The following is a 25,921-nucleotide window of genomic DNA, read 5'->3' as shown; positions in this document are numbered from 1 at the left end:
ATAATTAGTAAAAGTAAAATATGCATGTAAAATCTTACAAATTCAAAAATAATATACTACCGATAAAGTAACTTAAATTTAGTCATTTTTTACAGATTATTAAAATATATTAGAAATTAATAAAATGCCGGAATTTTTCCAACGTTACATCTTCATATTCTGGAGCCCTCTTTATATGATCAAAATAACTATATGAAAATTTGAAAACATGTCCAAAATCCCAATCCGATTTACTAAAATCTTTTACCCAAAATCGATTTTCGGTTGGTAAAACATGAGCACGTTCAGATTCGATTAAAGGTAAACGATCTATAGGTGAGTGTAAATTCATTTCAGTATTCGGCATAAGCTTTTGACTAGCACGCAATACGTAAACTAGCTTTAAAAGTGGACGTAGCCCTCGTTGAAATATATCTCTATGTCCTAAATCATACATTATATTAATTGCATGGGAAAAAGTAAGCATATGGCCAATTAAATCATGATGTGATTCCGCTCGATAAATAATATTAAATTTCGATAGCTCATTTAAAATGAAATTAGATAATTGTTTTGGATTTCTCAATTCACTTTGTATCTCATCATTTATACTTAATTGTTTTACTTCTTTCGTCGTAAAACCAATCCATGACCTACCAGGAATTGTTTTTTGAAATGATAATATCAGGCTAGTAATTCCTTCAATATCTTGATGATTTCCCCAATGTTGTAACTCTTTCATGGCTAATAAGCTTAATGCTGCATAAATGACGTTATGCCCCACCCAATGAAGTTCATCAATCGTATGTTCCAAAGATTTTATAATCATTTTTTCAGTACTTTGAAAATCAATGTCTTCTTTATTATCAATTATTTCTCCTAAGTTTTGCTTGTTTAGCATCATTTTAGTTTGTGAATAAATATTACAAGCTATCTCTTCATCAATATTACTATCTTTCACGAAAAAATAACTAGCAATTGCAGCTGCCCCGAAATGCGCATGCCAAATATCATTTGTTTGTTTTTTACATTGAGATATAATTGAAAGCCCCTCTTTTAAAACACTTTTATTTTTCATCTTTCTATCTCCCATAATAAAACTTAATTTATTTTCACCCTAAAGATGGTGTCAGCACAAACAAGATGTGATTCACTTCATCACTTTTATTCAAAAACCGATGCTTCACATTCGGCGGGATACGCACAACATCGCCTTCTTCTAAAAAGTATTCTTTTCCTTCTAATTCCACATACACTTCTCCTTTCATAACAACAGCAATTTCTTCCTTCTCTTCATGTGAATAGTGACTTTCTGTTGTGTTTGCTTGTTTATTTAAATCCATCATTAACATTTCAATGCGTGCTTTCATGAAGTCCGGTGTTAATACATCATATACAATGTGATCATTATTTTCTCGATATACCTTTTTTCGATCTTTTTTCTTAGAAATGAGTGAGTCTGTATCAATATCATTAATAAAAAGTGTAAATAGCGGCACATTCAATGCTTTCGCAATTAATTCCAATACACTTAAAGAAGGGTTAGCATACCCTCTTTCAATTTGACTAATCAGTGACGTACTGATCCCTGCATAATCAGCGAATTCACGAATTGTCATATTATTTTTCTTACGATAACTTAACACAGTTTGTCCAAGCCTATAATGTATCACAGCAAAAACTTCCTTTCGTCCATCATAATGTATGTTTCATTCCATTTGTGCTGACTTACTAAACAAAGGCAAATAATCCTTTTCTATCGTCTCCGAGACTTATATACTTATTTTTGTACATTATATTGTACTTATTTTATTATAATAAACAAAATATCGGAGGGGCAAACTTTGAAATCACCTATTCTTTCATATTTCATCTTATTTTTCGGTGTATTCGCTTTATCAACTTCAGCGATTTTTGTAAAATTGGCGGATGCTCCTGCGGCAATCATTGCTTTTTATCGATTATTATTTGCCACAATAATTTTGTTACCTTTATTACTATTTAATAATAATAATCGAAACGAGCTAAAAACAGTAACGAAAAAACAATGGGGATTTGGATTCCTATCTGGGCTATTTTTAGCTGCGCATTATGTACTATGGTTTAAATCCTTACAATATACTTCTGTAGCAAGTTCTACAGTTATCGTAACGTTACAACCTTTATTCTCAATGATTGGTGGTTATTTTTTATTTAAGGAGAAATTTACGAAAGGAGCCGTTATTGGTTGCCTCATTGCCATTTCAGGAAGTATCGTCATTGGCTGGCAAGACTTCCAAATTAGCGGAGAAGCTTTATACGGAGATATTTTAGCGTTTATTGCGGCCGGAATTATTACTGCTTACTTTTTCATTAGCCAACACGTTCGTAAAGATTTATCCCTTATACCCTATTCAGTAGTTAGTTATGGAAGTAGCGCCTGCTTTCTTGGTATATTTGCTTACATGCAGCAAGAATCCTTCATTCATTACTCTACACAAACATGGTTGTCCTTTATTGGATTAGCTTTCATTGCAACGATTTTAGGTCAAACCATTTTCAATTGGCTATTAAAATGGATGAGTGCTACTGTTATTTCAATGAGTATTTTAGGAGAAACAATTGGAACATGTATTCTAGCTTACTTTATTTTAAATGAATCTATTTCTTTACAACAAGCACTAGGAATCTCACTCATTTTCATTGGATTAGCCTTATTTTTATTACAACCGAAACTACCAAATCACAAATAACAATCAAAAAAAGCATGACATTGATTTGTCATGCTTTTAACAATTAATTATGTACAAGTAAACCATTCGGTCTAAAACGACTCATCATAATTTCATTAATAAACTTCCCGTGAGCCTTCAAATTCCCTACCTTTACCCCTTCTTCTACAAATCCGAATTTTTCATATAGTGCTTTTGCTTTAGGATTCGTTTCTAAAACACCCAGTTCTACTCTTTCTAACATTAACCAATTATCAGTCAGATCAAGCATCTTTGTAAGAAGTGCATTGCCAATGCCTTTATTATGATATTCGCTATCTACCCCGATAAACAACTCTCCCGAATGCGATCTCCGTCCTGGACTTTGTGTTAATCCAACAAACCCAACAATTTCTCCATCATATTCTGCAACAAATTCAAATTGATTTGGTGCTAAATTACGAATTCTATTCTCCATAGCATCTACACGCATACTAGGTAAGAAAACCATATATGGTAAAACCTCATCCTGTATACATATACGATGAATTGCTCTAGCATCTTGTAGTTCTACTGCTCTAATGTTGATCCCCATCTTTTCCCCTCCATTCAAATAGTTATATAGATATTCTAATATACAATGTAAAAACCCTTCCTAACCTTAATTAATCATGTCATTTTTATATAATTATTTCAGTATAATAACATTTTTCAAACCCCATACTCTTCACTCTAACCACTTAGAAAAATCCGCGCGAATGTATTTTAACTATTCACCCGATTATACAATCCAAGTAGTTCCTCTACAGGAATATTATTTATTTTCATACCTGTTATATCACTATTTTGTATTTCAACATTTTTAAGACTGCAATTCATTACTTTACTACCTTCAAGATCGCATCTTTCAAAAGAAATGGACTCCTTACCTTCTCCAAGGCTTATATCCTTAAATTGTACTCCACCTAAAGTCACCAAATTAAATTTACTACCAGAAAGATTTAAATCTGCATATGAGGAATTTCTAAAGTTTATATTTCTAAACTTTGATTGACTTACATTACAATTACTCATATTCATATGCATTACATTGCTACCAACAAATGAACTATTTTTTAAATTCACTTGATAATACTCTGTATTTGCTAAATTACAGTTTTCGTATTGATTATTTTTCATATCTTCATTTTTAACTAATGTATCTTCCGGTGAAGATGTCTTTATTCTTTTCACGTAACAATACTCATCTTTCGATTCAAAAATTATTTGGTATCCCATCTTTTTATAAAATTGGTGATTATTAACTTGTCTACTAGATGTTTCGAGATCCCAAATTTTTATGTTTGGAAATTCTTCTTCTATTAATTTAATAACCTGTGATCCAATTCCTTTTCCTTGATAAACAGGATCTACAAAAATACGATCCATTCTACCATATGACTTACCAGAGATCGTAACTATAATTCCACCAATTATTTCTTCATCCGCTATCACTTTAAAAGAATCCAATTCTTCAATCGAATATTTCATCATTTCAACTGAAGAATATCCTGGTGGTTGGATGTTATAATCTATTACATCAGCTTGACCGCATAGCCATCGTTTTGCTTCTTCATCAAATGTTCTTGCCATTATTTCCGTTAACTCTTCAGCATCTACAATTGTAGCTTTTTCTATAGATATTATTGTCATTTTGTTTTCCCCTTCATTGTTGCAAACCAATAACTTTTGTGAACGACATAGTTATTCATTTACTTTTATTTTTAATGCTTTTCCCATTATTACATAAGGAACATCATTTTTACTTGGATGAAATGGTTCCAATAGATTTACCCAATCTAATCTCTCATATAAAGAACGCGCCTTTTCATTGTTTATTTGTGTTGTTAAAACACTCGTTCTATTTGAAATCCCGTCTAATAATCTATTATGTAATTTCGTTCCAAGACCTTCATTTCTATATTGTGGGTGAACTGCTAACTCTACAAATTCAAAACAATCTTCTAGCCATTGGTCTACTTGTTCCAAATTTAATGCTTCTCTCATTAATTGATTATAGTACTGTCCTTCCAAAGAACGATAACCATAAGTAAAACCTACCACTTCATTTTCATCATTTATTGCTACTGCTCCTTTAAAACCTGTATATCCCATATGTCTTGTAATTCGTTCTACCATTTCATCAAAATTTGTTTTATTAAATACTTTACAATATAGTTTTGTCATATTAATAATTATGGCTTCATCTTTTCGTATAGGTAATATTGTCATTTTCCCACTCCTATTTTTAGTGATTGTATTTACCAGTACTTGTAAGTCATTATAAAATAAAGAATATTAAAACGAAATATATATCTTATTATTAATTTACTTAATATAATAAATATGTACAATAAAAAGCTCTGACGCATATTCACGAATAAGTTCATGCTTCAGAGCCTTTGTATATTTCATGTTGTTCATTCATTAAGCGCCTTCTGTACCATAATCTTCAATTGTTAACTTTACATTATATTTAATTGGTGTCTTACTAAACACCTTATCCCAATCCTTTTCAACTTTCTTCCATACTTTTGGATACTCGATTTTCAAACTAGTATTAAAGCCAGCAACATCAGTTTTATATTCCTTTTGAATTTTTTGTAATGTATGCTTCACTAATCGCTTCACTTCTTGCTCCGCAGATTGCTCCGCCCTTTTGAGAAATGCATTTTTAAAAGCTTCCTCTGACTCAGCCCAGTTTTCAGATAACCGCCCCACAGACTGAATATTGACATCAAAGGAGATTTTATCCCCTTTTACATGGGGCTTAATTTTACTTTTCATTGATTTCACTTCATACATAATAAGTTTTTCCGTCTTTTTATCGAAACTTTTCACCAACCCACTTTTGCCTTTTCCAGTTATCCACATTAACCCTTCCAATTCATTCTCGTTTAAAAAGCCACGAAGTTTTTTTGTACTCCCTTTTATGACAGCAGCACCTACATATTTCACTTCTCCGTTTATAGAAATCACATTTGGTAAAAGAAAACTCGCCCCAGATTTCACTTTTCCTGGTAGTTTTGCAAGTGGCATCGGCGGTAAAATTCGTGAGGATCTATATTGATTATCCTCGATTTCAATTAAGCGAAATGCTGGAATTTCCCCAGGTTCTTTTGATTTTAACGCATCACTAGCTAGCCCTTTACTAACCATAATAAAGCAACTCGGTCTCATCTCATTATCACGAACGTAGATGTCCAATAACTGCGTTAAATTATATGTTCGAGCTATACTTTCACTAACAACTATTACTTTCGTATGATGAAAAATGATAGGCCTTTGCCTTCTTAATGCAACTTCACGTATTGATTGATGAAGAGAATCTCCTGTTTCTGCAACATTCATATAAGCTTTTTGTTGTGATACTCCACCTTTGCCTCCATCTGATGATGATTGTGCTTTAACAAATTGATAGGTGGTTGTTATTAAATTTTTCTTTTTATATCCGCCGCCCTTTTCTTCAATTTCTTTCTCAATCTTTGTTTCTTTTTCTTTATCTATTGCTAAACCTACGGCGAAACCTAACTCCTCAATTTCATGACTACTCCAGCATCCTGTAAGTAATAAGAGAAAAACTATTGACGCTATGCTTATAATAATTTTTCTACCTTTAACATTTTGGTTCATGCCTTTTTTTCCTCCCCTTCGAAATCATAAGAAGAAGAAACGGAAGAATACCAAATAAAATGATTGCTGCGTTACTAATCATATTTCCAAATTCAAATAACTCATTTATGTTTTTCGGAATTTCAGCAACGATATATATTAATGGAAGTAACCCATACAAAAAGAAATGAATATTTTTATTAAAGAGCTGCGCTAACCCTAAAGCAGCTGCATAATAGCAAATTGTATATGTTGCAAATATTTGCATAATCCATATCACTAGTAACAAAGATTCAAACCGTTCAAAAATTAAGCCCTGAATTTCAAAACTTCTCATAAGGTCAATTGTAGGCCATGTTCTCACCAATACACCATCGATAGAAAACGCTCCTATAACCATTACAACTGTAATGACATAAAAAAGTAAAGGAATCATAGTGCCAATTATTACAACCCTTACACCTTGAGATGGCTTCTTCATAAAGGCTAAAAGTAATAACATAATTTCAGCACCCGAATATGCCATAGTTGTTGTTTTTAGGCCTTTTAATGCCGGAACAATCCCTAATCCTAATACAGGACGAAGATTATCGAGTTCAAACATTCCAATACTCATAAAAGATGTAACTAAGAAAATAAAAACTGTAATTGGAAAAATAATTTCAAATAAACGTGCTATCGCATTTATTCCGCCTAAATTTAAATACAGACATATCCACATGAACGGCATAATAATAGCCCAGTCAGGCGTACCTTCTAGTAGAAAGAAACTTGTTATACCTTCCAACGTTCTAAGTTCAAATGACGAAAGTGTTAAAAAGTAACCGATAATCAATAAACTAATTACCACCCCAATCCATTTCCCTACAAGTTCCTGGCTATATTCATAAAATGTTTTTTCAGGAAATTGTTGACTTAACTTCACGATAATTATTCCTGCAACTATCGCAATTAATCCTCCTAAAATAACCGTTATCCAAACATCAGGCGTTTGTACTTTCTCAGCTGCAGTTCTAGGCAAGGTGAGAATTCCGATAGCAAGTATATAATTGATAAGAATAACAGCTGCTTGTGAAGTGGGAATTTTGTCCTTTGAGTTCGTAATCATTCCTCTTCACTACCTTTCCGTACATAGTCTTTTAAATTCAACATTTTTGGACGTCGCTTCATCATCTGAATTGGCATACGAACCATAAAATCCTTCCAATCAGTAAATTGATATAAGACAGCCGGGCTAGCATAAGGTACACCAAAACTTTTAAGCCTTGCAATATGACTACATATAAAGAGGAAAAATAAAATAACTCCATATAACCCAAATATCGCAGCGAAAAACATAGCTACAAAGCGAAGAATGCGTAATGGAATTGCTGTACTATAATGAGAAAGTGCAAAAGAAGAAATAGCTGTGGCCGCCACAACAATTACCATGATTGGACTCACAATTCCAGCTGATACAGCTGATTGCCCAATGATTAATCCTCCTACAATTCCCATCGCTGAACCAATAGGCTTAGGTAGTCGTAACCCTGCTTCTCGTAAAATTTCAATTGCAATTTCCATAAATAATCCTTCTATAATTGCAGGAAACGGGACGCCTTCTCGTCCTCCTATAATTGAAATGGCTAACTTAGTTGGAATCAATCCGGGATGGAATGAAATAAATGAAATGTACAGAGCGGGAGCAAATAGAGAAATAATAGCTGTTCCAAAGCGCAATAACCGAATCAGCGTACCTGGTATCCAACGTTCATAATAATCTTCGGGTGATTGCATCATCATACTAAATGTAACCGGAACAATTAATACAAAAGGGGTTCCATCCAATAAAATTGCAACCCTTCCTTCCATTAATGCAGCGATAACTTTATCAGGACGTTCCGTACTCTGTACTTGCGGGAAAGGACTAAGATAATTATCTTCAATAAGTTGTTCTATATAACCTGATTCTGGCACATTATCAATATTAATTTTCTCAATTCTCTTCTTAACTTCTTCTACTAATTCTGGATCAGCAATCTCTTTCATAAAGGCAACAACCAACTCTTTCTTAGCCCGTTCTCCTACATGAAATTTCATTAAAGATAATCCTTCATTTTCACCATGTAACCGCAACAAAGCAGTATTGTCCGACAAAACTTCTGTAAAACCTACCCGTGGACCTCTGACCGATCCTTCTGATACTGGCTCTTCAACATTACGTGTTTTTCCTTTTTTTGTATTAAGTATGAATACATCCGATAATCCATCAATTAATAATGCCGTTGAACCAATTAACACTTTTGACATCATTTTTTGTGCAGATTGCATCTCTTCCACGCCACTAATAGGAAGAACTCGGTTTTTAATAAACTCTTTTGAAACTCTTTCTTCCTTATAAGATGATTCATCTTTATACTCATCAAAAAAATTACACATTAATGATTTCATAATGTGCGTATCAATAAGATCTTTATCTGAAAGCCCTTCTACAAAAACAAGAACTGCGCGGATGCTAGTCCCGCCAATGTTAAACTCTCGACAATAAACGTCCGAGTTATCAAGAGCTTCTTTTTTTATAACTTCTAAATCTAAGTTGAAATCACCTGTAAAATAGTCTTCAGAAACTTTTGTCGCGTTATTCTCATATGTGTTTCCTTGTTCTTGGCTTTGATTAACTATTGAATCCTGCGCTTTCACCTTCATCACTCTTTCTCAATAAAACTTCCTATACTGCTCTTCTTTACATTTCAATATTTATTCTCACTTGAATGCCCCATATAGTTCGTTAGATTATTCTTTTTCTAATGTACGAATCCAACTAAAAAATCTTGAAATTATATATGGAATGAAAAGTACGATAAAGGCTTGCATAAAAACTTTCCACTCAGGTACATAAGAAACAATCTTGTCCCACATTTTTATCATCCTATAAAAATACATATTAGAAATTCCTTTCTCAATTGGAATTTCTTATGAATTATTATGTCTGATAAGCAAAATTTTGATGCACTTAAAGCTTCATGTTACATTTCCTCCATATTTTTCGCTGCATATTTAAAATGGTCATTCTTTATAAGACAAACAAAAAAGAAGATTGCCTAAAAATCAGTTTTACTGACCTTATCGGCAACCTTCTTTTATAAAGTATCTTCTTTTTGTAATTGCTTTTCTTCTTTCCAAAGCTTTCCTGGCCAAAAAGCGAAGCGTCCTAAAACAACTGTAATCGCAGGCACCAGTAGTGGCCTTACAATAAATGTGTCTAGCAATACGCCGATTGCAGTCACAATACCAAATTGAACAAGAACTTGAATTGGAAGTGTACCTAACACCGCAAATGTTCCTGCTAAAATTAAACCTGCGGATGTAATTACACTACCTGTTTGGATAACACCACTTTTTACTGCATCTACATGATTTTGTTTCTTTCTATTTTTCCATATTTCTGAAACCATAAAGATATTATAATCTTCACCTAAAGCAACTAAAAATACGAATGCATATAATGGTATCGCCCCTTGTATTGCCGGCGCTCCCATACCAAAGTGAAGTAATATCCATCCTGCCCCTAATGCAGAGAAGAATGATAAAACAACCGTTACTATTAAATAAATCATCGCCACAATAGATCGTAAGTAAACTAGTAACAACAAAGCTATAATACTAATCATGACTGGAATAATAACTGCTTCATCACGTTCCGTAATTTGTTTTGTGTCATATAGTGACGCTGTTTCTCCACCAATCCATACTTGATCTTCAACATTATTAATCCCAGTATCTTTTAATACTTTTTCTACACTACTTTTCAATTTAGGGATTTGATCTAATGCTTCAATTGAGTAAGGATTTTCCGCTAAAGAAACTTCATACATTTGTATTTGCTTATTATCTTTACCCTCTTTTGGCTCTTTTACTGTATTTACAAAAGAAAACTTCTCTAGTTCTTGTTTAATAGGAAGATCTTTTCCTTTCGCATCAACAACAATTTTTACAGGTGCTAATTCACCAGCTGAAAAATGATCACTAATTAACGTAAACCCTTCGCGTGAAGGCATATCTTTCGGAAATGACTCTAATAAATCGTATGTGTATTGAATACGTGGTACAAACGAAGCCAATCCTCCTAATAGAAATACGGTCAGCATAATAATTGTCCACGGTTTACGTACAACGATATCCCCAAGTTTTTTACTAAAGAATCCTTTAGTATTTTTTACTTTTACTACTTTCTTTTTCTTTCTTGCAAACTCCTCATTCATTGAAGTCGTTCTCGGTATAAACGGGTAGAATGCAATTCTACCGAAAATTAATAATAATGCTGGTAAAATCGTTAAAGCTGCAATCCCCATAATGAAAACAGCTACGCTAAATGGTACTGCAAATCGATGAAAGGCACCATAATGAGCAAGTAATAACGTCCCTAATCCAAGTACGACAGTCAATGCACTCATTATAATTGCTCCACCAGATGCTTTAATCGCGAGTTGCAATGCTTTATATTTACTTTCTTCTTCTAACAAGTACTCTCTATATCTCGAAATTAAAAATAGACAATAGTCCGTTCCAGCGCCAAATAATAAAACCGTCATAATTGATATTGCCTGTGCATCTACTTTAATCCATCCATGATCGGCTAAAAAACCAAGTGTCGGACTAATAATTCCGTACGCAAAGCCTACAACAACTATAGGTAAAACCGCTAAAACTGGTGAACGGTACAGTAAAATTAATAAAACCAATACAAGTAATACAGTAGCAACTAATAACTTCACATCTGCTTGACTAAATAAGCTAACTGCATCCGTTTGAATGCCTACAGGTCCAGATAATCGAACATGTAAACCAGAGTCACTTATTTTTTGTTTAAATGGATCTTCATCCACCTTACTATTCACTATTTTTCTTAAATCTTCAAGGTTTCCTTTTAAAATATCCGTACCAGCAGATTTATTAAAGAATACCGGTGTAACAAATGATGTACCATCTTTTGATGCGCTTTTTGATAATACTTGCTCTGGAATTGTATCAAATGGCGGTAATGTTGATTGTTCTTTTAAAGGACTAGCTTTTAACTCTTTATAAACGTCCTGTATTAGTTTATAGTCTTTTGACTGTAATCCACCATCTCTATACCATACTACTAACAACGGATTTCCTGCATTATTAGGAAACTCTTTTTTCATAACTGCTTCCGCTTGCTGTGACATTGCTGTTTCGGGTAAATTTTTCGGATTCGGTTCTTTCGTACTGTTTACTTGTGGTAACGTAAATGAAAGTACTAATGTAATAAGAATCCAAACCGATAAAGTTATCCATTGCGTATGCTTCCCTGCTACAAGCCTCCCTAACATATGTAACGGGTGCTTTTTCATAAAAACCCTCCTTCTTTTTTCCATCCAATATTAATTATATATACTGGTCAGTTAATTAATCAAGAATGATAAAAATTTGTGTTATAATATCTTTACTATTTAACGTCAGGAGCGAATGTATTTGGAGCAAAAACAACGTCCTCTCGGAAGACCTCGTCAAAATAAAAATACAAAATCTACAAAAGAAATGATTTTAGAAGTTGCAACTCGTTTATTTCTTACTCAAAATTATCAAATCGTTTCAATGGATGAGGTCGCGAAAGAATGTGGTGTTACGAAAGCAACCGTCTACTATTACTATTCAACAAAAGCCGAGTTATTTACTGCAACTATGACTCAAATGATGATACGTATACGAGAGAATATGTCCCAAATTCTCTCTACAAATAAGACTTTAAAAGAAAGATTATTGGACTTTTCTAAAGTTTACTTACAAGCAACGATAGATATTGATATGAAAAATTTTATGAAAGATGCAAAACTGTCGTTATCTGAAGAACAATTAAAAGAATTAAAAAATGCCGAGGATAACATGTATGAGGTATTGGAAAAAGCGATCGATAACGCGATTCATCTTGGAGAAATCCCCAAAGGAAACCCTAAATTTGCTGCCCATGCTTTCGTAGCTTTATTATCAATTGGGAATTTTAAAAATGAGAATCACAATCCTATACTTGCAAATATAGATGACCTAGCAAAAGAAATTGTTTCTTTTTATTGGAATGGGCTGAGTAATTAAAAGATCACTCTAAATTGAATTTACTATTTAAAATTAGTAGTACCTACATATTTTTACTTTACTCTTCAAAACACAAAGCAATCAGTATTGTAAGCTGATTGCTTTGCTTTTTGGAAATCCCATTCCTACTTTACATTGTCCATCACTCTCATCAACTATCGCCTTTTCTTTAAGAATGTGTCTAAAATATCCTGCTTAAATCGTTCATAATTGAATTGAAAAGCTATATTATGTATGCTATAGTCTGGATTTGTCGTAAAACGAAAATCAGCAATACTTTGACCGAAACCTTCCCCTTGGTCAGGTATAATTTTAATAGGTACTTTAGAAAGCTGAACAGCATCTCGGTTTAATAAGTACCATATCGTTACAAAATCATGCATGGGACTACCTGGTATCCCAGGATTTGATTTGGAGTAAAAGTTATAATAGTAATCCAGCATAGGCTTAATCAAAAGGCCAGCAGGATCTTGTGTATGCTGATGAAATGCATCAATTTGTTGAACCATTTCAGGTGTAACAATAGCACTTTGAGTCACGTTCAATGGAATAATCGTTAAATTTTTTGCATGTTTCACGATAAGATTTGCTGCATAAGGATCTGCAAAAAAATTAGCCTCCGCTACTGCTGTCACATTACCTGGATAGAAAAAAGCCCCTCCCATACAAATATATTCCTTTACCTCTCGCATTTTAGGTAAATTTAAAACGAATGCAGTTGCCAAAGAAGAAAGTCTTCCCAGATTAATAATAATTATATTTTCCAAATACGATTCTATAACTTGATAAATATCATGCATTGGATAAACCGGAAGATTAATTTGAGGTGGGATAATGGGTCCTAGTCCTGCTTCTCCATGTACTTCTGGAAAAGCTTTAACAGCTATACCTGTTAAAGGAACTGAAGCACCTAGAAAAACAGGTATTTCCTGCCTTCCCGCAATATATTTTAAATAATTGATATTCCATATGGCTTTCTCTCTAGACACATTCCCGTAATCCGCAACAATACCTACTAACTGAATATCTTTACGAAAAAAGGTATATAAAATAGCAAACGCATCATCAATCCCCAAATCTGTAAACAAGAGGACCTTTTTTTGCATATATCTTCCTCCAAATTACAAAATTGATATTAGACTTTTAATACATATTATGTATTACTAAAAAGCACATTCCATTTACTAATGTTTTTTATGTACTACAAGGAACACTTCTTGAAAAATTAAAAACCTTAACTAAATATGCTTACCTGCCATCTCCTTAAATGTTGCGTTTCTAAAAAAGTTTCAAACAATCCATCAACATATTATTCATTATCTTAGCCCCCTATTCCATTTTTGAAGGAATACCAAAAGACAATAACATTTTACAATTTCTGTATAACAATGGTGAATATAAAATATATACATTTCAATCATCACCTTATACGGAATCTAAATAATTAATATAAGAAAAGAAGGTATCTCACCATTGAGAATTACCTTCTTTTTTTAAATCTATCATTATATTATCAACCAAAAATCATACAGCTACACACGATAAGAACAAACACAACTAATAAACTATTTGAGAAATAACCCATAGAATACTACCCCTTTATTTAATTATGTAAAAGATTTTATCATAAAATTATTCACAACATAACAACTGAAAAAGACATTGCATTCATTAGTTATATATATTTAGTAATATTTTATTTCCAGTCATATTCTCCTTTCCTAAAAGCACTTCTCATACTCCTCTACTTCAGTACACATAACTTTTAAAAATAAAAACATAGTAAATTATACTTTACTATGTTCAATTAAAATATTTGATTTTCGGCTAAATTAGTAATAAAATAATGACTAAATCCATAAAGGAAGAGAAAAACAATGGCCCATAACGAATTATTAAATGAATACATGAATTTATTATTAAATATGTCAGGAACTTTTAAATTACTCTCGGAGAAATCCTCTGAATTTACACATTTAGAGCAACACGTAGTGGAATATATCGCCCAACAAAAGGTACCTGTAAATTTAAAAATGATTGCTAGTTATTTAAACATCCCTAAGCAGCAATTAAGTGTAACAGTACGTAACTTAGAACTGAACGGATATATTATAAAAAAACAAGATACAGTAGACAAAAGAGCTGTATTAATTTCTCTGACAGAAAAAGCTGAAAAGGTGCACTATGAGCGGTGGAAACAAATTTATATTAATTTCACAGATAATCTCGAAAAGTTATCTGAAGAAGATCAACGGGATTTAACTTACGGATTGTATAAAACAAATAAAATGCTCTCAAAAATGTTAAATAACGACTAAAAATATTGTTTTTTATTAAACGGAGGATGTTTCATGGTTAAAGAAATAGATATACATTCAGTACAAGGCACTATGCTTATTCCGCTATGGGGACGTGCATATGGAAGCGAAAACAACAAAGATATTTTAGAGGATAAAGAAGCGATTCAGATTATTAAAAATTGTGATTTCGATTTTTCTAATATAGCCAATACATTTGGTGAATACGGATGTATCACATACATTACCCGTGCACGAAAAATAGACGATACTATAAATAAATTTATAACAAAACATCCGAATGCTACTATAGTAAATATCGGTTCAGGGCTGGATACTACTTTTTCCAGAATCGATAACGGCACTATACATTGGTACAACCTTGATTTGCCCGATGCAATCTCTTTTCGCAAGACTTTAATTGAAGATACACCAAGGAATATAAGCATCGCTAAATCATTTTTTGATACTTCTTGGTTCGACGAAATAAAATATGATCCGAACGATGGTATTCTTTTTATATCAGCAGGTGTGTTTTATTACTTTAAAGAAGAAGATTTAAAAGAAATCCTAATCGCTTTGTCAAAACGTTTTCCTGGAGGAGAGTTATATTTTGATGCTGAATCAAAATTCGCACTGAATCTTTCAAATGCTACAGTAAAAAAATCTGGTAACAACGGCGCTATGATGTATTTTTATGTAAACAATCCAAAATCAATAGAAAAATGGTCTTCTGACTTAAAAGTATTAAGCTGCACCCCTTTCTTTAAAGCTATACCTACAAATAAAGATTGGGATGGTAGTACGCGTATTATGATGCGAATTGTAAACTTAATAAAGATGTTGAAATTTGTTCATTTGCGGTTCGAAAAATAATAAATAAAGAAGACCTCAATAAATTTATAATTAGGTCATAGATGTCAAGCTTAATAAAATCAAAGGCAGGAACATATTTAATATGTACAAAATATTCTTGCCTTTTTATTATGAGGTACCGATAGATAGCCATCTAGCTAAGATTTTGAAGTACTTCAAAATCAAAATTTCATCTCACCACGGTTTTCTATGAGAATCCAGTGGATTTTTTTCGTTTTAGAGAACAATGAGTTTCTTAACTTGCTGGCAATGGGGTATCGCCAGCCATCAAGCTAAGATTTTGAAGTACCCCCAAAATGAAAATTTTTCTCTACAGTTAGTTAATTTGAGAAGTCAGCTTTTTTTCGTTTTGGGGTATTTACTTTTGTTAGCTTGATAGTGATGTGGTGGTACCCCTTATAAAACATGTAATTATTTTTAATCATCAAATTTATTTTTTTATAATATTCAAACCAATTTGTCCATCTGTACGTTTACATAGAACGAAGGGATAAAAATTCAGACACGATTACAATAGGAGGGAATCAAAAAACGTATAGTAAGTATATTTGCAAAGATTCAAACACCCTGTTTACCTGCTGGGCTTGCGTGTACCTATGGAAGTTATTCGTGTGTCTTGAAGATTTATCATATGAAAAAATTTTTAACGAGGTGAAGAAATGTTAAAAAAAATGAAATTTAAAGGTGTATTGGTTGTAGCTTTGATGTTTGTTATTATTTTTCCGACTGCCATTTTTGCTTCATTTACTGAAAATAAAAGCTCTATGGCAAAGGAGAGCTTCGATGGAAGCATCACTAACAACTCCCTCGCTATAAGTCCCGATGAGCAGATGGCGATTGTTTCAGATAGTCGCGAACAATCCATTCGTATTTATGACCTTGCTAAAGGTAATTTACGCAAGAAAATCGATGGTTTTGTTACACCGAGAAACATCGTGTTCGTTAACAATGGTTCAGAATTTGTTGTCTCGGACAGTACGCTAGGCACTTTACGATTCTACAACGCAAAAAGCCTAGCCTTAAAGGATGAAGTCGTAGTCGGTCCAGGTGCATTCGGCACTAGCGTCAGCCCCGATGGAAAGACACTGTACGTGAACAATCAGGCACATAGTTCTGTAACCGTTATAGACCTTGAGAAACGCAAACCGACTGCAGTCATCACTGGTTTCTCCCAACCACGCCAAGGTATTACAGTCTCTCCGAATGGAAAATATGTGTTTGTAACAAACTTTAAAGGAGATAAGGTGTCCATAGTTGATGCAGCCACTAAGAACATCGTACGTGAGATTGTTGATTTCTCTATGATTCGTGGAATCTCCGTGACTGCCGATGGTCAAACATTGTATGCCGCAAACAGCGGTCGTGACAGCATTTCCGTGGTGGACATCTCTCTAGGACAAATCGTTAACGAGGTAAAAGTTGGACGTGAGCCATATGGTGCAGCCTTGTCGCCCGATGGTAAACTGCTTTTTGCAAGCAGCAAGGCGGACAATACTATCGATGTGATCAATGTCTCTGATAACCATGTGATTAAGACAATCAGTGGTTTCACAGAACCCCGACAAGCCATTGTCTTTAGCCAGGACGGAGAACGCGCTTATGTCCTTAATCGTGACCTCTCCATTTCCCGTGTGAATGTAAAAGACTTATCCATCACCGATACGATTCGTGATAAGTCAAATAAATACAAGCTTTAGGTGTTAGAATCAGACGGAATCGGAAAATATTTAGCAGACGATCAAGGAATGACACTTTATTAGGAGTCACTATACATTACTATCAACCTAAGGTGAACTTATACACATAATTCATAGAAAGCGTTATTCTTTTTGTAGAAATATACAGAAAGGATGGCGTTTTTGTATGTCTATTTCTGTATCTGATGAATTACAATTATTTGCTCAAGAAGTTCAAAGCTTCTTATCCCCAAATATCTTACGAAATCTTGCTAGAGATGTTGGTTTTGTGCAACGAACCAGTAAGTACCAAGCAAAAGATTTAGTCGCTTTATGTGTATGGATGAGTCAAAATATCGCTATGACTTCTTTAACGCAGTTATCTAGCTGTTTAGAGGCATCAACAGAAGTGCTCATCAGTCCCGAAGGACTGAATCAACGATTTAATAAAGCGGCTGTCCAATTTTTACAACACATATTAGCTGAACTACTAAATCAAAAATTAGCCTCGTCTATACCAATTTCTTCTCCATATACTTCTGTTTTCAAGCGTATTCGTATTTTAGATTCAACTGCATTTCAACTCCCTGTGGATTTGAAATAAAGTTTAATCGTTATTACAAAAGTTTAACCGTTTTGAAAAAAGATTAATTGTTTATAAAAAATATGCACCGTTTTATCCCTTTGAATTTACTTATCTATGGGGATATTTTTATTAAGAAAAGAAATAAAATATATGAATTGAATATAAAAACATTTTGATTCTTTAAAGATGTTCCATAATTTAGTATTATTTATATATGGAATATTTTGTTTGTACGGAAGGGGTAACTTGATGTTTTTACAAAAATATAAGGGTTTGAATCTAGGAATAGTTGGTGCTGTTATAGGGGTAATATCCTGGGTTTATCTTAAAGATTTAGATTATATATAGGGCGTGTCTTAAGTTGTTTTCTGTAACATTAATAATTATAGGATGGGTTATTGCCTGTAATTCGAACCATTTCTATAAAAAAAAGGAGAATAATAACGTATAGGTGTTACTATTCCAAAATTTTTTATACGTTTTATTAATCAGAGAATCATATAGTAAGGTTAATATGTGTAATTTTAATCAAACATTTTTATAAAAACCAATCTTAAATCTACTGAAAAAGAATCTATTTTGATTAGTATTTTTTCAAATTAGATTCTTTTTATATTCCTTAGGGTAAGGGCGGGAGTAGATATTTTTAATCAAACTTTATTTTAAAACTACATAAATCCGGTATTTATATCAACTCAAAAAATATAAGTCAAAATTAAATAAGGAGAAATTTATAATGTTTATTAATGTTTTGTTAGGTATTGTGGTTATTTGTATAGTGGTTTTTGTTATTGTATTTATGCTAGCGAGGAAGGATATGAATAAAACGGATCCACAATATATTTTGTCGTATATTAAAGAAAACGCACAGAAGAATACATGTGCATTAATTATAAAAAAAAATGGTGAAATTCTATGTTCTATTAATGAAGATAAGAGGTTACCGTTAGCAAGTATGGTTAAATTAATAATTGCTATTGAATTTGCTAAACAAAGTGCTAACGGGATCATTAATGAAAACGAATATATTTCTTTAAGCGAATTAAAGAAATTTAGTATCAATGTTTTTCTTACCATCAATAATCACTTCATCACCAGGAAATCCATCCATTTCAATCTGAACTGCCACATATTCCGCGCCTTCAATTGCCACTTCATTAAAACACTGTTCTAATCCTTCTAATGTTAATTCCAGCATTTATCCTCCTATTCAAATGTCCATTTTGTACAAAATAAAGAGCACCTTACGATTGCAGGTGCTCAAATATATGAAGTGGGGCTACCCCATACTCCAATATATGCTTGTCCTTATTAAAAAGTGCAAAATAAAAAGAGTACCCGTCATTAGGTACCCTTCAACAAATAAGTATGGCGCTCCAAGTTTCACCTCATATGATAACTCGTCCACGAATTCATCATATGCTTGTCTTATTAGAATGTTCACTGGTTTAATGTGTAATTTCTATATAACAAAGAAAAAAGCACCCGTTATGGATGCTTCGAATTAGTTAATCAGTATACGGATGACGTTGTCGTTCTGTATAGAGATAATAAAGTTGTTTAATTTACAATAAAGTCGTTTAAAACATAATAAAGTTGTTGTAAAAATGCCGGTCATGTTATTCAGCAATTGGGCCAGATTGCAGAGTGATTTTATTAATTATTTCGTTAATATTGTGAAGAAGTGTATTTAAGTCAACGTAGCAGTTTAGTTTAATGGAAAATGTTATAATATTAATAAAATTTTAGAAATGTAGGGAGAAAAATGAAGAGTATTAAAAGATTGATTCAAGTCATCTTAGTAAGTACATCATTCCTAATTCTTAGTGGATGCTATTTCCCTAAAGATCAACTGAATCAACCAATACAAGAATATTTAAAAACAAACTATGGAATACAAGATGAGTTTTCTGTTATTCGGACAGATAATAATTGGCTTAATGGGATTGACCATCAAACTTATATAGAAATTAAAAAGCCATATCGTGCTTATCCGTTCCTAATGATTGAAAGAGATACTTTGAAAATTTTAGAAGATGATAGTGATGATATCTATCTCGAACAATTCACGGGTGCATATATTGAGCAACATCCAGAAGTAGTTCAAGTAATGAAACAGATCATAAAAAAATATGGGTTAGTAAAATATCCTAATGAAGCTGTCCCAGAAAAAAATGGTCCTATTCGTATATTCCCTTACGACAACATCGAGTTAAATATAAGTAATTCTCAAGAGCTACTTGATGATTTTAAAAAGACTCAAAAGATTGATACTACTGGACTTTTACCTATATTAATACCAAGTGACCCCCGACGTGAAAATTATAATAGCAGGTATGTAGGGGTGGTGAATTTTCTATTTGAATTTGACATGAATAAAAATAAACATCCTATTCCAAAGGCCAAAGATCTAATTGAGGATTTCCAAAAAAGTGGGGTATTAACAAAAGGGATATACAACATAGATATGTTAGTAGATGATTCAAATCCAGATCATTTTGTAGGATGGGAATATAATAATGTAGCTTTGTTTGAAGTCGATGAAAATGGTAAATATACCATAATTGCTAATCCTAAATATAATGATTTAGATAGAATTTACTATTATGGTGATTACGCAGCTAAAAAAATAAAATAAAACTTTAGGTTAAATTATTTAATTGGAATTGACTAAAAACACACGTGGTTCTCCCCCTATTAAACGACTTTATTGTTATATTTTTGAGTACAGTTAAGTAACTTATATCGAAAATTGAGCAACTATATTTTAACCCCGCTCTAAATTTAGAACGGGGTTATGCTTGTTTTAGGTTTTAAACTTTAATAGCTTTATTGTCTTTTACACGTTCATTACATTCGCGGCATAAATACCATGCTAGTAACTCTTTCCGTACTTGGTCCTCTTTCAATATCACAAGTACCATTACACTTCCAACATATTTTCACCTTTTTCTCAGGCTTACGAGATACACTAAAACTCTTTAGCTCGTTTACCAAATTTAATCCCAAATGTTCCCCTTGCTGATTTTCTTCTCCTGCTAGTTTCCCTGCAAATTTACTTTCATATTTTCGCATTTTGCACCGTTCCCTTTATTTCTGAATTTGTTTTTTTAACATCACGTAAGGTACGTGAAATTTTACTATCTCATTGTTGAATAAGGGAACCATGCATAGCGAGTAACCCTCACCATCCACTCTGCATGGTTCCGTTATCCATTAAGCCTTTAATAATTTGTGTTTCTTGTTGGACCTCTTTCTTTTAGTGCTTTGGCTATCGGACACGATAATCACTGCTAGTAAAAGAACAAGTTTTTGATAGTGCACTTGAGATAAGTAAGAATGTATTTACCTAGGCTCTTACTTATCTTTTTATTTGTTCTATGTTTTTTCCAAGTTTCAACTAAAATGAAATTTTTATTCGTTTTCTTCTAATTCATGCATACACGCCATACATAACTCACTAACTTCATCTACCCAATCTGTTTCCTCTAAACAGCTACTGCAGCGTTTCATTCCACGTACTCCTTTAAGTTCATTGTAATCTTCCTCTGTATATCTTCTTGATCTGCGCTTCAGTGAATCCCTCATACACCACAAATACTTCTGGAAACTCACTTAAACATAAATCGATGATAGTATTATCTGTCGTACGTATATAAAAGTACTTCACCAATCCGATGTAATCATTATGCAAGTAGTAACTCCGAATCTCGTAATGATAGTTATTTGCTTTCAAGACTTCATACAGCTTGATTTTCGTTTCATCTATATCAAATATTGATAACTGCCCCTCGATCTCTGCTACTTCCATTACAGCTTCTCCTTTCGATTCAACTGAAATGTTATTACTATTCTGCTAAAATCAATGTTCCTGCTTCAAAGTAAATATTGTCTGGTTCTTCATCAACGAATACATTTACTATCTTTCCAATCGTCCCCTCATCAATATTGTGTTCACCGATTTCACCTGACTGGTTTTCTCTAACCACCTTGACCATATCGCCGATTTCAGACATTCTAGTCACTTTCCTTTCAAATAGCGTTTTTGTTAAACTTTCACTTTAATCCATTTCATTTATGGTATAATCTGTATAATTTATTTTTTCAAGAAAGGCTAAAGTAATGAGAAAATACTTCGGTTTCGTTTCAATGTTTTTAACTTCAATCTTATTTTTCAGTTCATTTTCTAGGTATATACACTTTGATTTTTTTACTGCTATTTTTATACTGTCTATCTCAATTATTTTAGCTATTCTTGCTCCAAAAGGCGATACAGCGAAAAAAATCACTTTTACTATGTTAATCATTTTAGGTATTTTAATTGCTTGCGTATTAATTATCGCTACTATTATTGGCGCAGGGTTAGCTGAATCACAGCTACAACATTTGAAATAATTCTTTTTCTCTTAAATAACGATTTTTTCTAAATCCATTCACTAATTTCATACTTTTACATACTATAATTATTGCCTTTCTGTATAATGTGAGCTCGTCACTTTCATTATGATTAGGTATAAGGAGGCTAATTAAGGGCGCTCTTTTTGTATTTAAATGTACCCAAATAACTATTTTGTTCGCATTAGTCCGAGACCTGCATATACTGTGGTATACGATATGCGATAGCATTTACACGGCCCTCTTAAAGGGCTTTTTTATTTTTATTCGGTATCAAATAACGCTTTCATATGAAAGTTGTACACACTTTTGACACACCAACCATCACAATTACTTGAAATCCCGTGATAATATTAATTCGTCGAATACGCCAAATTTCGACACCATACAACAATAATATCTCTCCTATAAAATCCCTGTCCCCGCAGGGATTTTCTCTTTTATTCATTACTTTTTGTTGCACTGAATTCCCATCCTGAATAAAATTCAAAATTGGTCTTACTTTACTCTTGTCGATCCAAACCCGTTATTGCCTCTTTCACTATCCGCTAACCACGCGTAACTTCGTATCACACGTCATAGCGCTATGCCTCCTAATCTAAATGCATTATCTCTTCTAAGGTTCTATCCGAAATATAAGTGTTAATAATTTGTATCTGTCCGTATTTCTTTTTAGCCATTTCTATAGCGTCGCTCTCTAACTTCGCCTCAAACCAACGGAGTTTCCACTTCTCGTCTTTGTCGTAAAACTCTATTGAGTACGTCATAACGCTATTACGCTTCAAGAACTTTCCCGCTGTACTTGTTGCGGTATAATCAAAACTTCCTACAACATCCTCAAGTGTTAGTTGTTTCATGCCCCTAACCCCATCGGACGGGATTTGATTTTGTTCTTATCCGCCTGATCCATGATTAGAACCGCGATTTCTAATTGATGTCTTCCTAACTCTTTTGCGATTTTAAGAATTCCTTTATCTCCCTTCCACATTTCTTGCAATCGAGTAACTTCACTTTCATCAAATACCAGGTCCAACTCTTCTAGAGCGATATATAAGTTACGACGCGATTTCTTCATGTACTTTCTCTGCTGCAACGCCATTGTGTAATTTTCCTTTTCCAAATCTGTTCCAAGTCTCGGCATCCCATTTCCCCTCCAGTTGTAATTGATGAATTGCTCTTAGTTCCGCCATAACAGCATGACGCTTTCTATCTACTTCCTCAGACGTTTGATTTCCCGCTTCACATACACATGGCCCAAATTGATACATTCATTCCCATTCCGATATCATTTCTAATTACTCCCGTTCCGTTACATGCACACATCTTAATTCCCCCTTAGAATGGTAGTGCTTTTCTTCTGTAATCCTTTGTATCTTTGAAAACAATAGCTCTGAAGTTATTGAAGATACGTGATACAATTCGTTCGTCATACGCGCCCTCTAAACGCTCACCTGTAAGGTTTGTAGTAAATATAGTAGATTTGCCTTGTCTACCATCGAAAACATCGCATAACACCCTATTAATGAAGTTTGTTGCTTTTGTATTTGCATCCAGTGCTCCTAAATCATCAACTATTAACACATCTGCTCGTACTAATGTCTGTATGATTGAATCCTCTGTTAAGGAAGAATCTTTATTAAATGTACTTTTTATCTTCCGTAGCAATTCGCCAACTGTGACGAAGACAACTGATATCCCTGCCCCTGCAAGCTGATCTGCGATAGCATAAGCAAGATGTGTTTTCCCCTCCCATTAAAGGAGGAACTATTATTGGCTTTGGTGGTAGTTGTGGCGGCTTTGCTGGAGGATTTGCTTTAGTAGTTGTATTATTTATTTTATTGATCATCGTTGGAGCTGCTTGCTTCTGCTAAAAAACTATCGGAAAAGACACTCTTATATGAGTGTCTTTTCTTTATGGAGGACTGACGGCAAAACGCAGATTTTAAACGCTAAGAATATGCAGGATTTCATGCAGACTACAAGAACGATTGTGACAGGAATGTATGAAATCTTGCATACAAAGAAAGGGACGGAAAGCTAGAAAACTATTGATATGAATGACTTTCTGGGATTTGGTTACTACTGATAATGGGACGTTATGTCAACCTAACATGTATAGGATATACACTGTTCCTTATTCAACTAAATGGCAGGTTAGTTGAAGTGTATTTTGGTTAATATAGGAATTTTCGGATGCCCCCTAGAATATAAAAAATATAGATTGTATTATAGGAGGTATATAATGAAACAAAACATTTATGATAATCCGTTTTTCTTTAAAAAGTATAAGTCATTACGTGAAAATGGATTTACCTTTAATGATTTTGTTGAACAGCCAGCAATTAAATCTATAATTGCTAATCTTACAGATAAGTCTGTATTAGATTTGGGATGTGGAACTGGTCATTTTTCTATGTACTGTGTAGAAAATGGTGCCTCGAAAGTTATAGGAGTGGACATCTCAAGAAATATGATTGAACAAGCTGAAATGTATAACAAAAACGAAAAAATAGATTATATGTGTGTACCAATAGAAGAACTTAATTTGCCAAATCAAAAATTCGACTTAATAACAAGTTCTTTAGTTATACATTACATAGAAGATTACTCACATCTAATTAAGAAAATAAGGGGTCTGTTAAAAAATGATGGTGAATTTATCTTTTCAACAGAACATCCAATAGTAACAGCTCGAAAGGAAATGAATAATTGGTTTAAGGATAATAATGGAAATAGATTGCATTGGGCATTAGATAATTACCAAGAAGAAGGAAAAAGGGAGGAACATTGGTGGATAGATGGTGTTGTTAAATATCACAGAACAATTTCAACATTAATTAATACTCTTATAGACAACGGTCTTGTAATTGAGAAAATTATTGAGCCAGAGTCAACTCCAACAGGATTAGAAAAAATGCCAGAATTAATAAATGAAAAACGGAGACCATCTTCTATTATCATTAAATCAAGAAAATATTGAGATTGAACCCTCGTTGATTAACTACTGGCTTTATTTTTAAAAAAGAGTAAAATCTTTTTCTAATTTTAAAAATAAGATTGTGAAGAAATACACTTAAAGTAACGGGTGCTTTAAGTGAGTAAGAAACTAAAAACTTTTAACTTCCGCTTTCGGAAATTATGTAAATACGAAACCCCTTTAGCCAAGTAGACTGAAGGGGTGTTTTCTAGATACATTGAATACCGATAAGTGGTGTTATGGTAACTACGGTTGTGTAGAATGTATATGTTTGATTTTAAAATAAATATGTATATACAAGTTTTATAATTGTTACGGTTGCTCCAAGATAAGCAAACCATTCCCAAAGGGGTGTTTTTTGTTTAGAATCAGTCATATTGTAATGTTCTCCTTTTTTTAACATCTGTTAAATAATATATTATCATAATTATGAGATTTTTGATTAATTAGATCATTTCAATTAAGTAGTTCTTTACTTCGAATAGATTTTGTAATCTCTTTATTTATACGTTGTTGAATGTATACTTTTCTCAGTGTTTTTACTAAAAATAGTTAAGGTAGGATGAATCTAATAGAATAAACAAAATGAATGTAAACTAACATTCAAAAGTTTACATTCACTATGGTTCAAGTCGGAGGAAGGCACCTTAGGGTGTCTTTTCTTTATAAAAGGGGTAGCGTCACATGCCCATCAACTTAAG

At 32.9% G+C, this 25,921-nt stretch carries 25 protein-coding genes and 5 pseudogenes; 12 read left to right on the top strand and 18 right to left on the bottom strand.

Going from position 1 to position 25,921, the window contains the following annotated elements; translation table 11 throughout:
* Nucleotides 1-109 precede the first annotated feature (109 nt).
* Together COI75_RS23565 and COI75_RS23560 are read right to left on the bottom strand one after the other, a co-directional pair.
* A complete protein-coding gene (locus tag COI75_RS23565) occupies nucleotides 110-1,057 on the bottom strand; it encodes a hypothetical protein (RefSeq protein ID WP_000792323.1) in 948 nt (315 codons plus the stop codon).
* Nucleotides 1,058-1,091: 34 nt separating this feature from the next.
* The gene (locus tag COI75_RS23560; RefSeq protein ID WP_346426402.1) at nucleotides 1,092-1,685 is read right to left on the bottom strand and encodes a helix-turn-helix domain-containing protein; all 594 of its coding nucleotides are present in this window, start codon (nucleotides 1,683-1,685) and stop codon (nucleotides 1,092-1,094) included.
* Nucleotides 1,686-1,823: 138 nt separating this feature from the next.
* Between COI75_RS23560 and COI75_RS23555 the strand changes: the two genes are divergently transcribed.
* Complete coding sequence (locus COI75_RS23555; protein WP_000841806.1) at nucleotides 1,824-2,711, top strand: DMT family transporter; 888 nt, start codon at nucleotides 1,824-1,826, stop codon at nucleotides 2,709-2,711.
* A 43-nt stretch (nucleotides 2,712-2,754) separates the two neighbouring features.
* On the opposite strand, the gene COI75_RS23550 is transcribed toward COI75_RS23555, so the two are convergent.
* The 7 genes from COI75_RS23550 to COI75_RS23515 form a co-directional block, all read right to left on the bottom strand.
* A complete protein-coding gene (locus COI75_RS23550; protein WP_000512441.1) occupies nucleotides 2,755-3,264 on the bottom strand; it encodes a GNAT family N-acetyltransferase in 510 nt (169 codons plus the stop codon).
* Nucleotides 3,265-3,434: 170 nt separating this feature from the next.
* Nucleotides 3,435-4,361: a GNAT family N-acetyltransferase gene (locus COI75_RS23545; protein WP_098448660.1), complete on the bottom strand. Its 927-nt coding sequence runs from the start codon at nucleotides 4,359-4,361 to the stop codon at nucleotides 3,435-3,437.
* A gap of 51 nt (nucleotides 4,362-4,412) precedes the next feature.
* Complete coding sequence (locus COI75_RS23540) at nucleotides 4,413-4,940, bottom strand: GNAT family N-acetyltransferase (protein ID WP_000154032.1); 528 nt, start codon at nucleotides 4,938-4,940, stop codon at nucleotides 4,413-4,415.
* A gap of 195 nt (nucleotides 4,941-5,135) precedes the next feature.
* The gene (locus COI75_RS23535; protein ID WP_001075387.1) at nucleotides 5,136-6,341 is read right to left on the bottom strand and encodes a Ger(x)C family spore germination protein; all 1,206 of its coding nucleotides are present in this window, start codon (nucleotides 6,339-6,341) and stop codon (nucleotides 5,136-5,138) included.
* Nucleotides 6,325-7,428 (bottom strand): spore germination protein, encoded by a 1,104-nt coding sequence (locus tag COI75_RS23530; RefSeq protein ID WP_000632267.1) that lies wholly within the window; start codon nucleotides 7,426-7,428, stop codon nucleotides 6,325-6,327. The genes COI75_RS23535 and COI75_RS23530 overlap by 17 nt, the downstream gene beginning before the upstream one ends.
* Nucleotides 7,425-9,005 carry a spore germination protein gene (locus tag COI75_RS23525; RefSeq protein WP_000864916.1) on the bottom strand — a complete coding sequence of 527 codons (1,581 nt, stop codon included), beginning with the start codon at nucleotides 9,003-9,005 and terminating at the stop codon, nucleotides 7,425-7,427. The genes COI75_RS23530 and COI75_RS23525 overlap by 4 nt, the downstream gene beginning before the upstream one ends.
* A gap of 434 nt (nucleotides 9,006-9,439) precedes the next feature.
* Nucleotides 9,440-11,674, bottom strand: coding sequence for an MMPL family transporter (locus tag COI75_RS23515; RefSeq protein WP_000716541.1), 2,235 nt, complete (start codon nucleotides 11,672-11,674; stop codon nucleotides 9,440-9,442).
* Between the two features lie 121 nt (nucleotides 11,675-11,795).
* Here COI75_RS23515 and COI75_RS23510 point away from each other — a divergent pair, with 121 nt between their 5' ends.
* Nucleotides 11,796-12,413 (top strand): TetR/AcrR family transcriptional regulator, encoded by a 618-nt coding sequence (locus COI75_RS23510; RefSeq protein WP_000436012.1) that lies wholly within the window; start codon nucleotides 11,796-11,798, stop codon nucleotides 12,411-12,413.
* A gap of 155 nt (nucleotides 12,414-12,568) precedes the next feature.
* On the opposite strand, the gene COI75_RS23505 is transcribed toward COI75_RS23510, so the two are convergent.
* Entirely contained in the window at nucleotides 12,569-13,519 is a 951-nt protein-coding gene (locus COI75_RS23505) for a nucleoside hydrolase (protein WP_001170287.1), read from the bottom strand.
* A gap of 771 nt (nucleotides 13,520-14,290) precedes the next feature.
* Between COI75_RS23505 and COI75_RS23495 the strand changes: the two genes are divergently transcribed.
* The 6 genes and pseudogenes from COI75_RS23495 to COI75_RS27720 form a co-directional block, all read left to right on the top strand.
* Nucleotides 14,291-14,731, top strand: a complete 441-nt coding sequence (locus tag COI75_RS23495) for a MarR family winged helix-turn-helix transcriptional regulator (protein WP_000940923.1) — start codon at nucleotides 14,291-14,293, stop codon at nucleotides 14,729-14,731.
* Nucleotides 14,732-14,764: 33 nt separating this feature from the next.
* Nucleotides 14,765-15,586, top strand: a complete 822-nt coding sequence (locus COI75_RS23490; RefSeq protein WP_000237859.1) for a class I SAM-dependent methyltransferase — start codon at nucleotides 14,765-14,767, stop codon at nucleotides 15,584-15,586.
* Between the two features lie 659 nt (nucleotides 15,587-16,245).
* Complete coding sequence (locus COI75_RS23485) at nucleotides 16,246-17,283, top strand: WD40 repeat domain-containing protein (RefSeq protein WP_000914520.1); 1,038 nt, start codon at nucleotides 16,246-16,248, stop codon at nucleotides 17,281-17,283.
* Between the two features lie 166 nt (nucleotides 17,284-17,449).
* Nucleotides 17,450-17,851 (top strand): annotated as a pseudogene (locus tag COI75_RS23480) (IS4 family transposase); the annotation flags it as partial.
* Between the two features lie 246 nt (nucleotides 17,852-18,097).
* A pseudogene (locus COI75_RS27725) lies at nucleotides 18,098-18,299 on the top strand (hypothetical protein).
* A gap of 285 nt (nucleotides 18,300-18,584) precedes the next feature.
* Nucleotides 18,585-18,908, top strand: a pseudogene (locus COI75_RS27720) (serine hydrolase); the annotation flags it as partial.
* Here the strand turns inward: COI75_RS27720 and COI75_RS27055 are convergent.
* A complete protein-coding gene (locus COI75_RS27055; protein ID WP_000891857.1) occupies nucleotides 18,891-19,046 on the bottom strand; it encodes a hypothetical protein in 156 nt (51 codons plus the stop codon). The pseudogene COI75_RS27720 and the gene COI75_RS27055 overlap by 18 nt on opposite strands.
* 567 nt (nucleotides 19,047-19,613) lie before the next feature.
* Between COI75_RS27055 and COI75_RS23465 the strand changes: the two genes are divergently transcribed.
* Nucleotides 19,614-20,486: a hypothetical protein gene (locus COI75_RS23465; protein ID WP_000836003.1), complete on the top strand. Its 873-nt coding sequence runs from the start codon at nucleotides 19,614-19,616 to the stop codon at nucleotides 20,484-20,486.
* A 212-nt stretch (nucleotides 20,487-20,698) separates the two neighbouring features.
* Here the strand turns inward: COI75_RS23465 and COI75_RS23460 are convergent, their stop codons facing one another.
* The 3 genes from COI75_RS23460 to COI75_RS27050 all read right to left on the bottom strand — a co-directional run bounded on the left by COI75_RS23460 (nucleotide 20,699) and on the right by COI75_RS27050 (nucleotide 21,864).
* Nucleotides 20,699-20,923, bottom strand: a complete 225-nt coding sequence (locus tag COI75_RS23460; protein WP_001233788.1) for a hypothetical protein — start codon at nucleotides 20,921-20,923, stop codon at nucleotides 20,699-20,701.
* A 457-nt stretch (nucleotides 20,924-21,380) separates the two neighbouring features.
* Nucleotides 21,381-21,659 carry a hypothetical protein gene (locus COI75_RS23455; RefSeq protein WP_000451399.1) on the bottom strand — a complete coding sequence of 93 codons (279 nt, stop codon included), beginning with the start codon at nucleotides 21,657-21,659 and terminating at the stop codon, nucleotides 21,381-21,383.
* A 37-nt stretch (nucleotides 21,660-21,696) separates the two neighbouring features.
* A complete protein-coding gene (locus COI75_RS27050; RefSeq protein WP_001289485.1) occupies nucleotides 21,697-21,864 on the bottom strand; it encodes a hypothetical protein in 168 nt (55 codons plus the stop codon).
* A gap of 106 nt (nucleotides 21,865-21,970) precedes the next feature.
* On the opposite strand from COI75_RS27050, the gene COI75_RS23450 reads away from it, so the two are divergent.
* Entirely contained in the window at nucleotides 21,971-22,243 is a 273-nt protein-coding gene (locus COI75_RS23450; RefSeq protein ID WP_001233791.1) for a hypothetical protein, read from the top strand.
* 593 nt (nucleotides 22,244-22,836) lie between these two features.
* Here the strand turns inward: COI75_RS23450 and COI75_RS23440 are convergent.
* The 4 genes and pseudogenes from COI75_RS23440 to COI75_RS23425 form a co-directional block, all read right to left on the bottom strand.
* On the bottom strand, nucleotides 22,837-23,100 hold the full coding sequence (locus COI75_RS23440; RefSeq protein ID WP_000811975.1) for a hypothetical protein: 264 nt from the start codon (nucleotides 23,098-23,100) through the stop codon (nucleotides 22,837-22,839).
* The gene (locus COI75_RS23435; protein WP_002095656.1) at nucleotides 23,097-23,342 is read right to left on the bottom strand and encodes a hypothetical protein; all 246 of its coding nucleotides are present in this window, start codon (nucleotides 23,340-23,342) and stop codon (nucleotides 23,097-23,099) included. Before COI75_RS23435 ends, COI75_RS23440 begins: the two co-directional genes overlap by 4 nt.
* Nucleotides 23,299-23,566: pseudogene (locus tag COI75_RS23430) on the bottom strand (hypothetical protein). The gene COI75_RS23435 and the pseudogene COI75_RS23430 overlap by 44 nt, the downstream one beginning before the upstream one ends.
* A gap of 12 nt (nucleotides 23,567-23,578) precedes the next feature.
* A pseudogene (locus tag COI75_RS23425) lies at nucleotides 23,579-23,989 on the bottom strand (ATP-binding protein); the annotation flags it as partial.
* Nucleotides 23,990-24,012: 23 nt separating this feature from the next.
* On the opposite strand from COI75_RS23425, the gene COI75_RS23420 reads away from it, so the two are divergent.
* Together COI75_RS23420 and COI75_RS23415 are read left to right on the top strand one after the other, a co-directional pair.
* Nucleotides 24,013-24,114 (top strand): YjcZ family sporulation protein, encoded by a 102-nt coding sequence (locus tag COI75_RS23420; RefSeq protein WP_000505675.1) that lies wholly within the window; start codon nucleotides 24,013-24,015, stop codon nucleotides 24,112-24,114.
* 371 nt (nucleotides 24,115-24,485) lie between these two features.
* Nucleotides 24,486-25,223 carry a class I SAM-dependent methyltransferase gene (locus tag COI75_RS23415; RefSeq protein WP_000812397.1) on the top strand — a complete coding sequence of 246 codons (738 nt, stop codon included), beginning with the start codon at nucleotides 24,486-24,488 and terminating at the stop codon, nucleotides 25,221-25,223.
* The last annotated feature ends 698 nt before the right edge of the window (nucleotides 25,224-25,921 follow it).

Origin of the sequence: Bacillus cereus, assembly GCF_002564555.1 — a bacterium.
GTDB classification, from domain to species: Bacteria; Bacillota; Bacilli; order Bacillales; family Bacillaceae_G; genus Bacillus_A; species Bacillus_A cereus_K.
The sequence above is the reverse complement of the archived record's forward strand: the minus strand, read 5'-3'. Positions and strand labels throughout refer to the sequence as shown.

What these genes read in the sequence shown, in the direction of transcription:
- COI75_RS23565 (WP_000792323.1), bottom strand. Translation starts at nt 1,057, where the DNA reads ATGAAAAATAAAAGTGTTTTAAAAGAGGGGCTTTCAATTATATCTCAA.
- COI75_RS23550 (WP_000512441.1), bottom strand. Translation starts at nt 3,264, where the DNA reads ATGGGGATCAACATTAGAGCAGTAGAACTACAAGATGCTAGAGCAATT.
- COI75_RS23545 (WP_098448660.1), bottom strand. Translation starts at nt 4,361, where the DNA reads ATGACAATAATATCTATAGAAAAAGCTACAATTGTAGATGCTGAAGAG.
- COI75_RS23540 (WP_000154032.1), bottom strand. Translation starts at nt 4,940, where the DNA reads ATGACAATATTACCTATACGAAAAGATGAAGCCATAATTATTAATATG.
- COI75_RS23535 (WP_001075387.1), bottom strand. Translation starts at nt 6,341, where the DNA reads ATGAACCAAAATGTTAAAGGTAGAAAAATTATTATAAGCATAGCGTCA.
- COI75_RS23530 (WP_000632267.1), bottom strand. Translation starts at nt 7,428, where the DNA reads ATGATTACGAACTCAAAGGACAAAATTCCCACTTCACAAGCAGCTGTT.
- COI75_RS23525 (WP_000864916.1), bottom strand. Translation starts at nt 9,005, where the DNA reads ATGAAGGTGAAAGCGCAGGATTCAATAGTTAATCAAAGCCAAGAACAA.
- COI75_RS23515 (WP_000716541.1), bottom strand. Translation starts at nt 11,674, where the DNA reads ATGAAAAAGCACCCGTTACATATGTTAGGGAGGCTTGTAGCAGGGAAG.
- COI75_RS23505 (WP_001170287.1), bottom strand. Translation starts at nt 13,519, where the DNA reads ATGCAAAAAAAGGTCCTCTTGTTTACAGATTTGGGGATTGATGATGCG.
- COI75_RS23495 (WP_000940923.1), top strand. Translation starts at nt 14,291, where the DNA reads ATGGCCCATAACGAATTATTAAATGAATACATGAATTTATTATTAAAT.
- COI75_RS23490 (WP_000237859.1), top strand. Translation starts at nt 14,765, where the DNA reads ATGGTTAAAGAAATAGATATACATTCAGTACAAGGCACTATGCTTATT.
- COI75_RS23485 (WP_000914520.1), top strand. Translation starts at nt 16,246, where the DNA reads ATGTTAAAAAAAATGAAATTTAAAGGTGTATTGGTTGTAGCTTTGATG.
- COI75_RS27055 (WP_000891857.1), bottom strand. Translation starts at nt 19,046, where the DNA reads ATGCTGGAATTAACATTAGAAGGATTAGAACAGTGTTTTAATGAAGTG.
- COI75_RS23465 (WP_000836003.1), top strand. Translation starts at nt 19,614, where the DNA reads ATGAAGAGTATTAAAAGATTGATTCAAGTCATCTTAGTAAGTACATCA.
- COI75_RS23460 (WP_001233788.1), bottom strand. Translation starts at nt 20,923, where the DNA reads ATGCGAAAATATGAAAGTAAATTTGCAGGGAAACTAGCAGGAGAAGAA.
- COI75_RS23455 (WP_000451399.1), bottom strand. Translation starts at nt 21,659, where the DNA reads ATGGAAGTAGCAGAGATCGAGGGGCAGTTATCAATATTTGATATAGAT.
- COI75_RS27050 (WP_001289485.1), bottom strand. Translation starts at nt 21,864, where the DNA reads ATGTCTGAAATCGGCGATATGGTCAAGGTGGTTAGAGAAAACCAGTCA.
- COI75_RS23450 (WP_001233791.1), top strand. Translation starts at nt 21,971, where the DNA reads ATGAGAAAATACTTCGGTTTCGTTTCAATGTTTTTAACTTCAATCTTA.
- COI75_RS23440 (WP_000811975.1), bottom strand. Translation starts at nt 23,100, where the DNA reads ATGAAACAACTAACACTTGAGGATGTTGTAGGAAGTTTTGATTATACC.
- COI75_RS23435 (WP_002095656.1), bottom strand. Translation starts at nt 23,342, where the DNA reads ATGGCGTTGCAGCAGAGAAAGTACATGAAGAAATCGCGTCGTAACTTA.
- COI75_RS23415 (WP_000812397.1), top strand. Translation starts at nt 24,486, where the DNA reads ATGAAACAAAACATTTATGATAATCCGTTTTTCTTTAAAAAGTATAAG.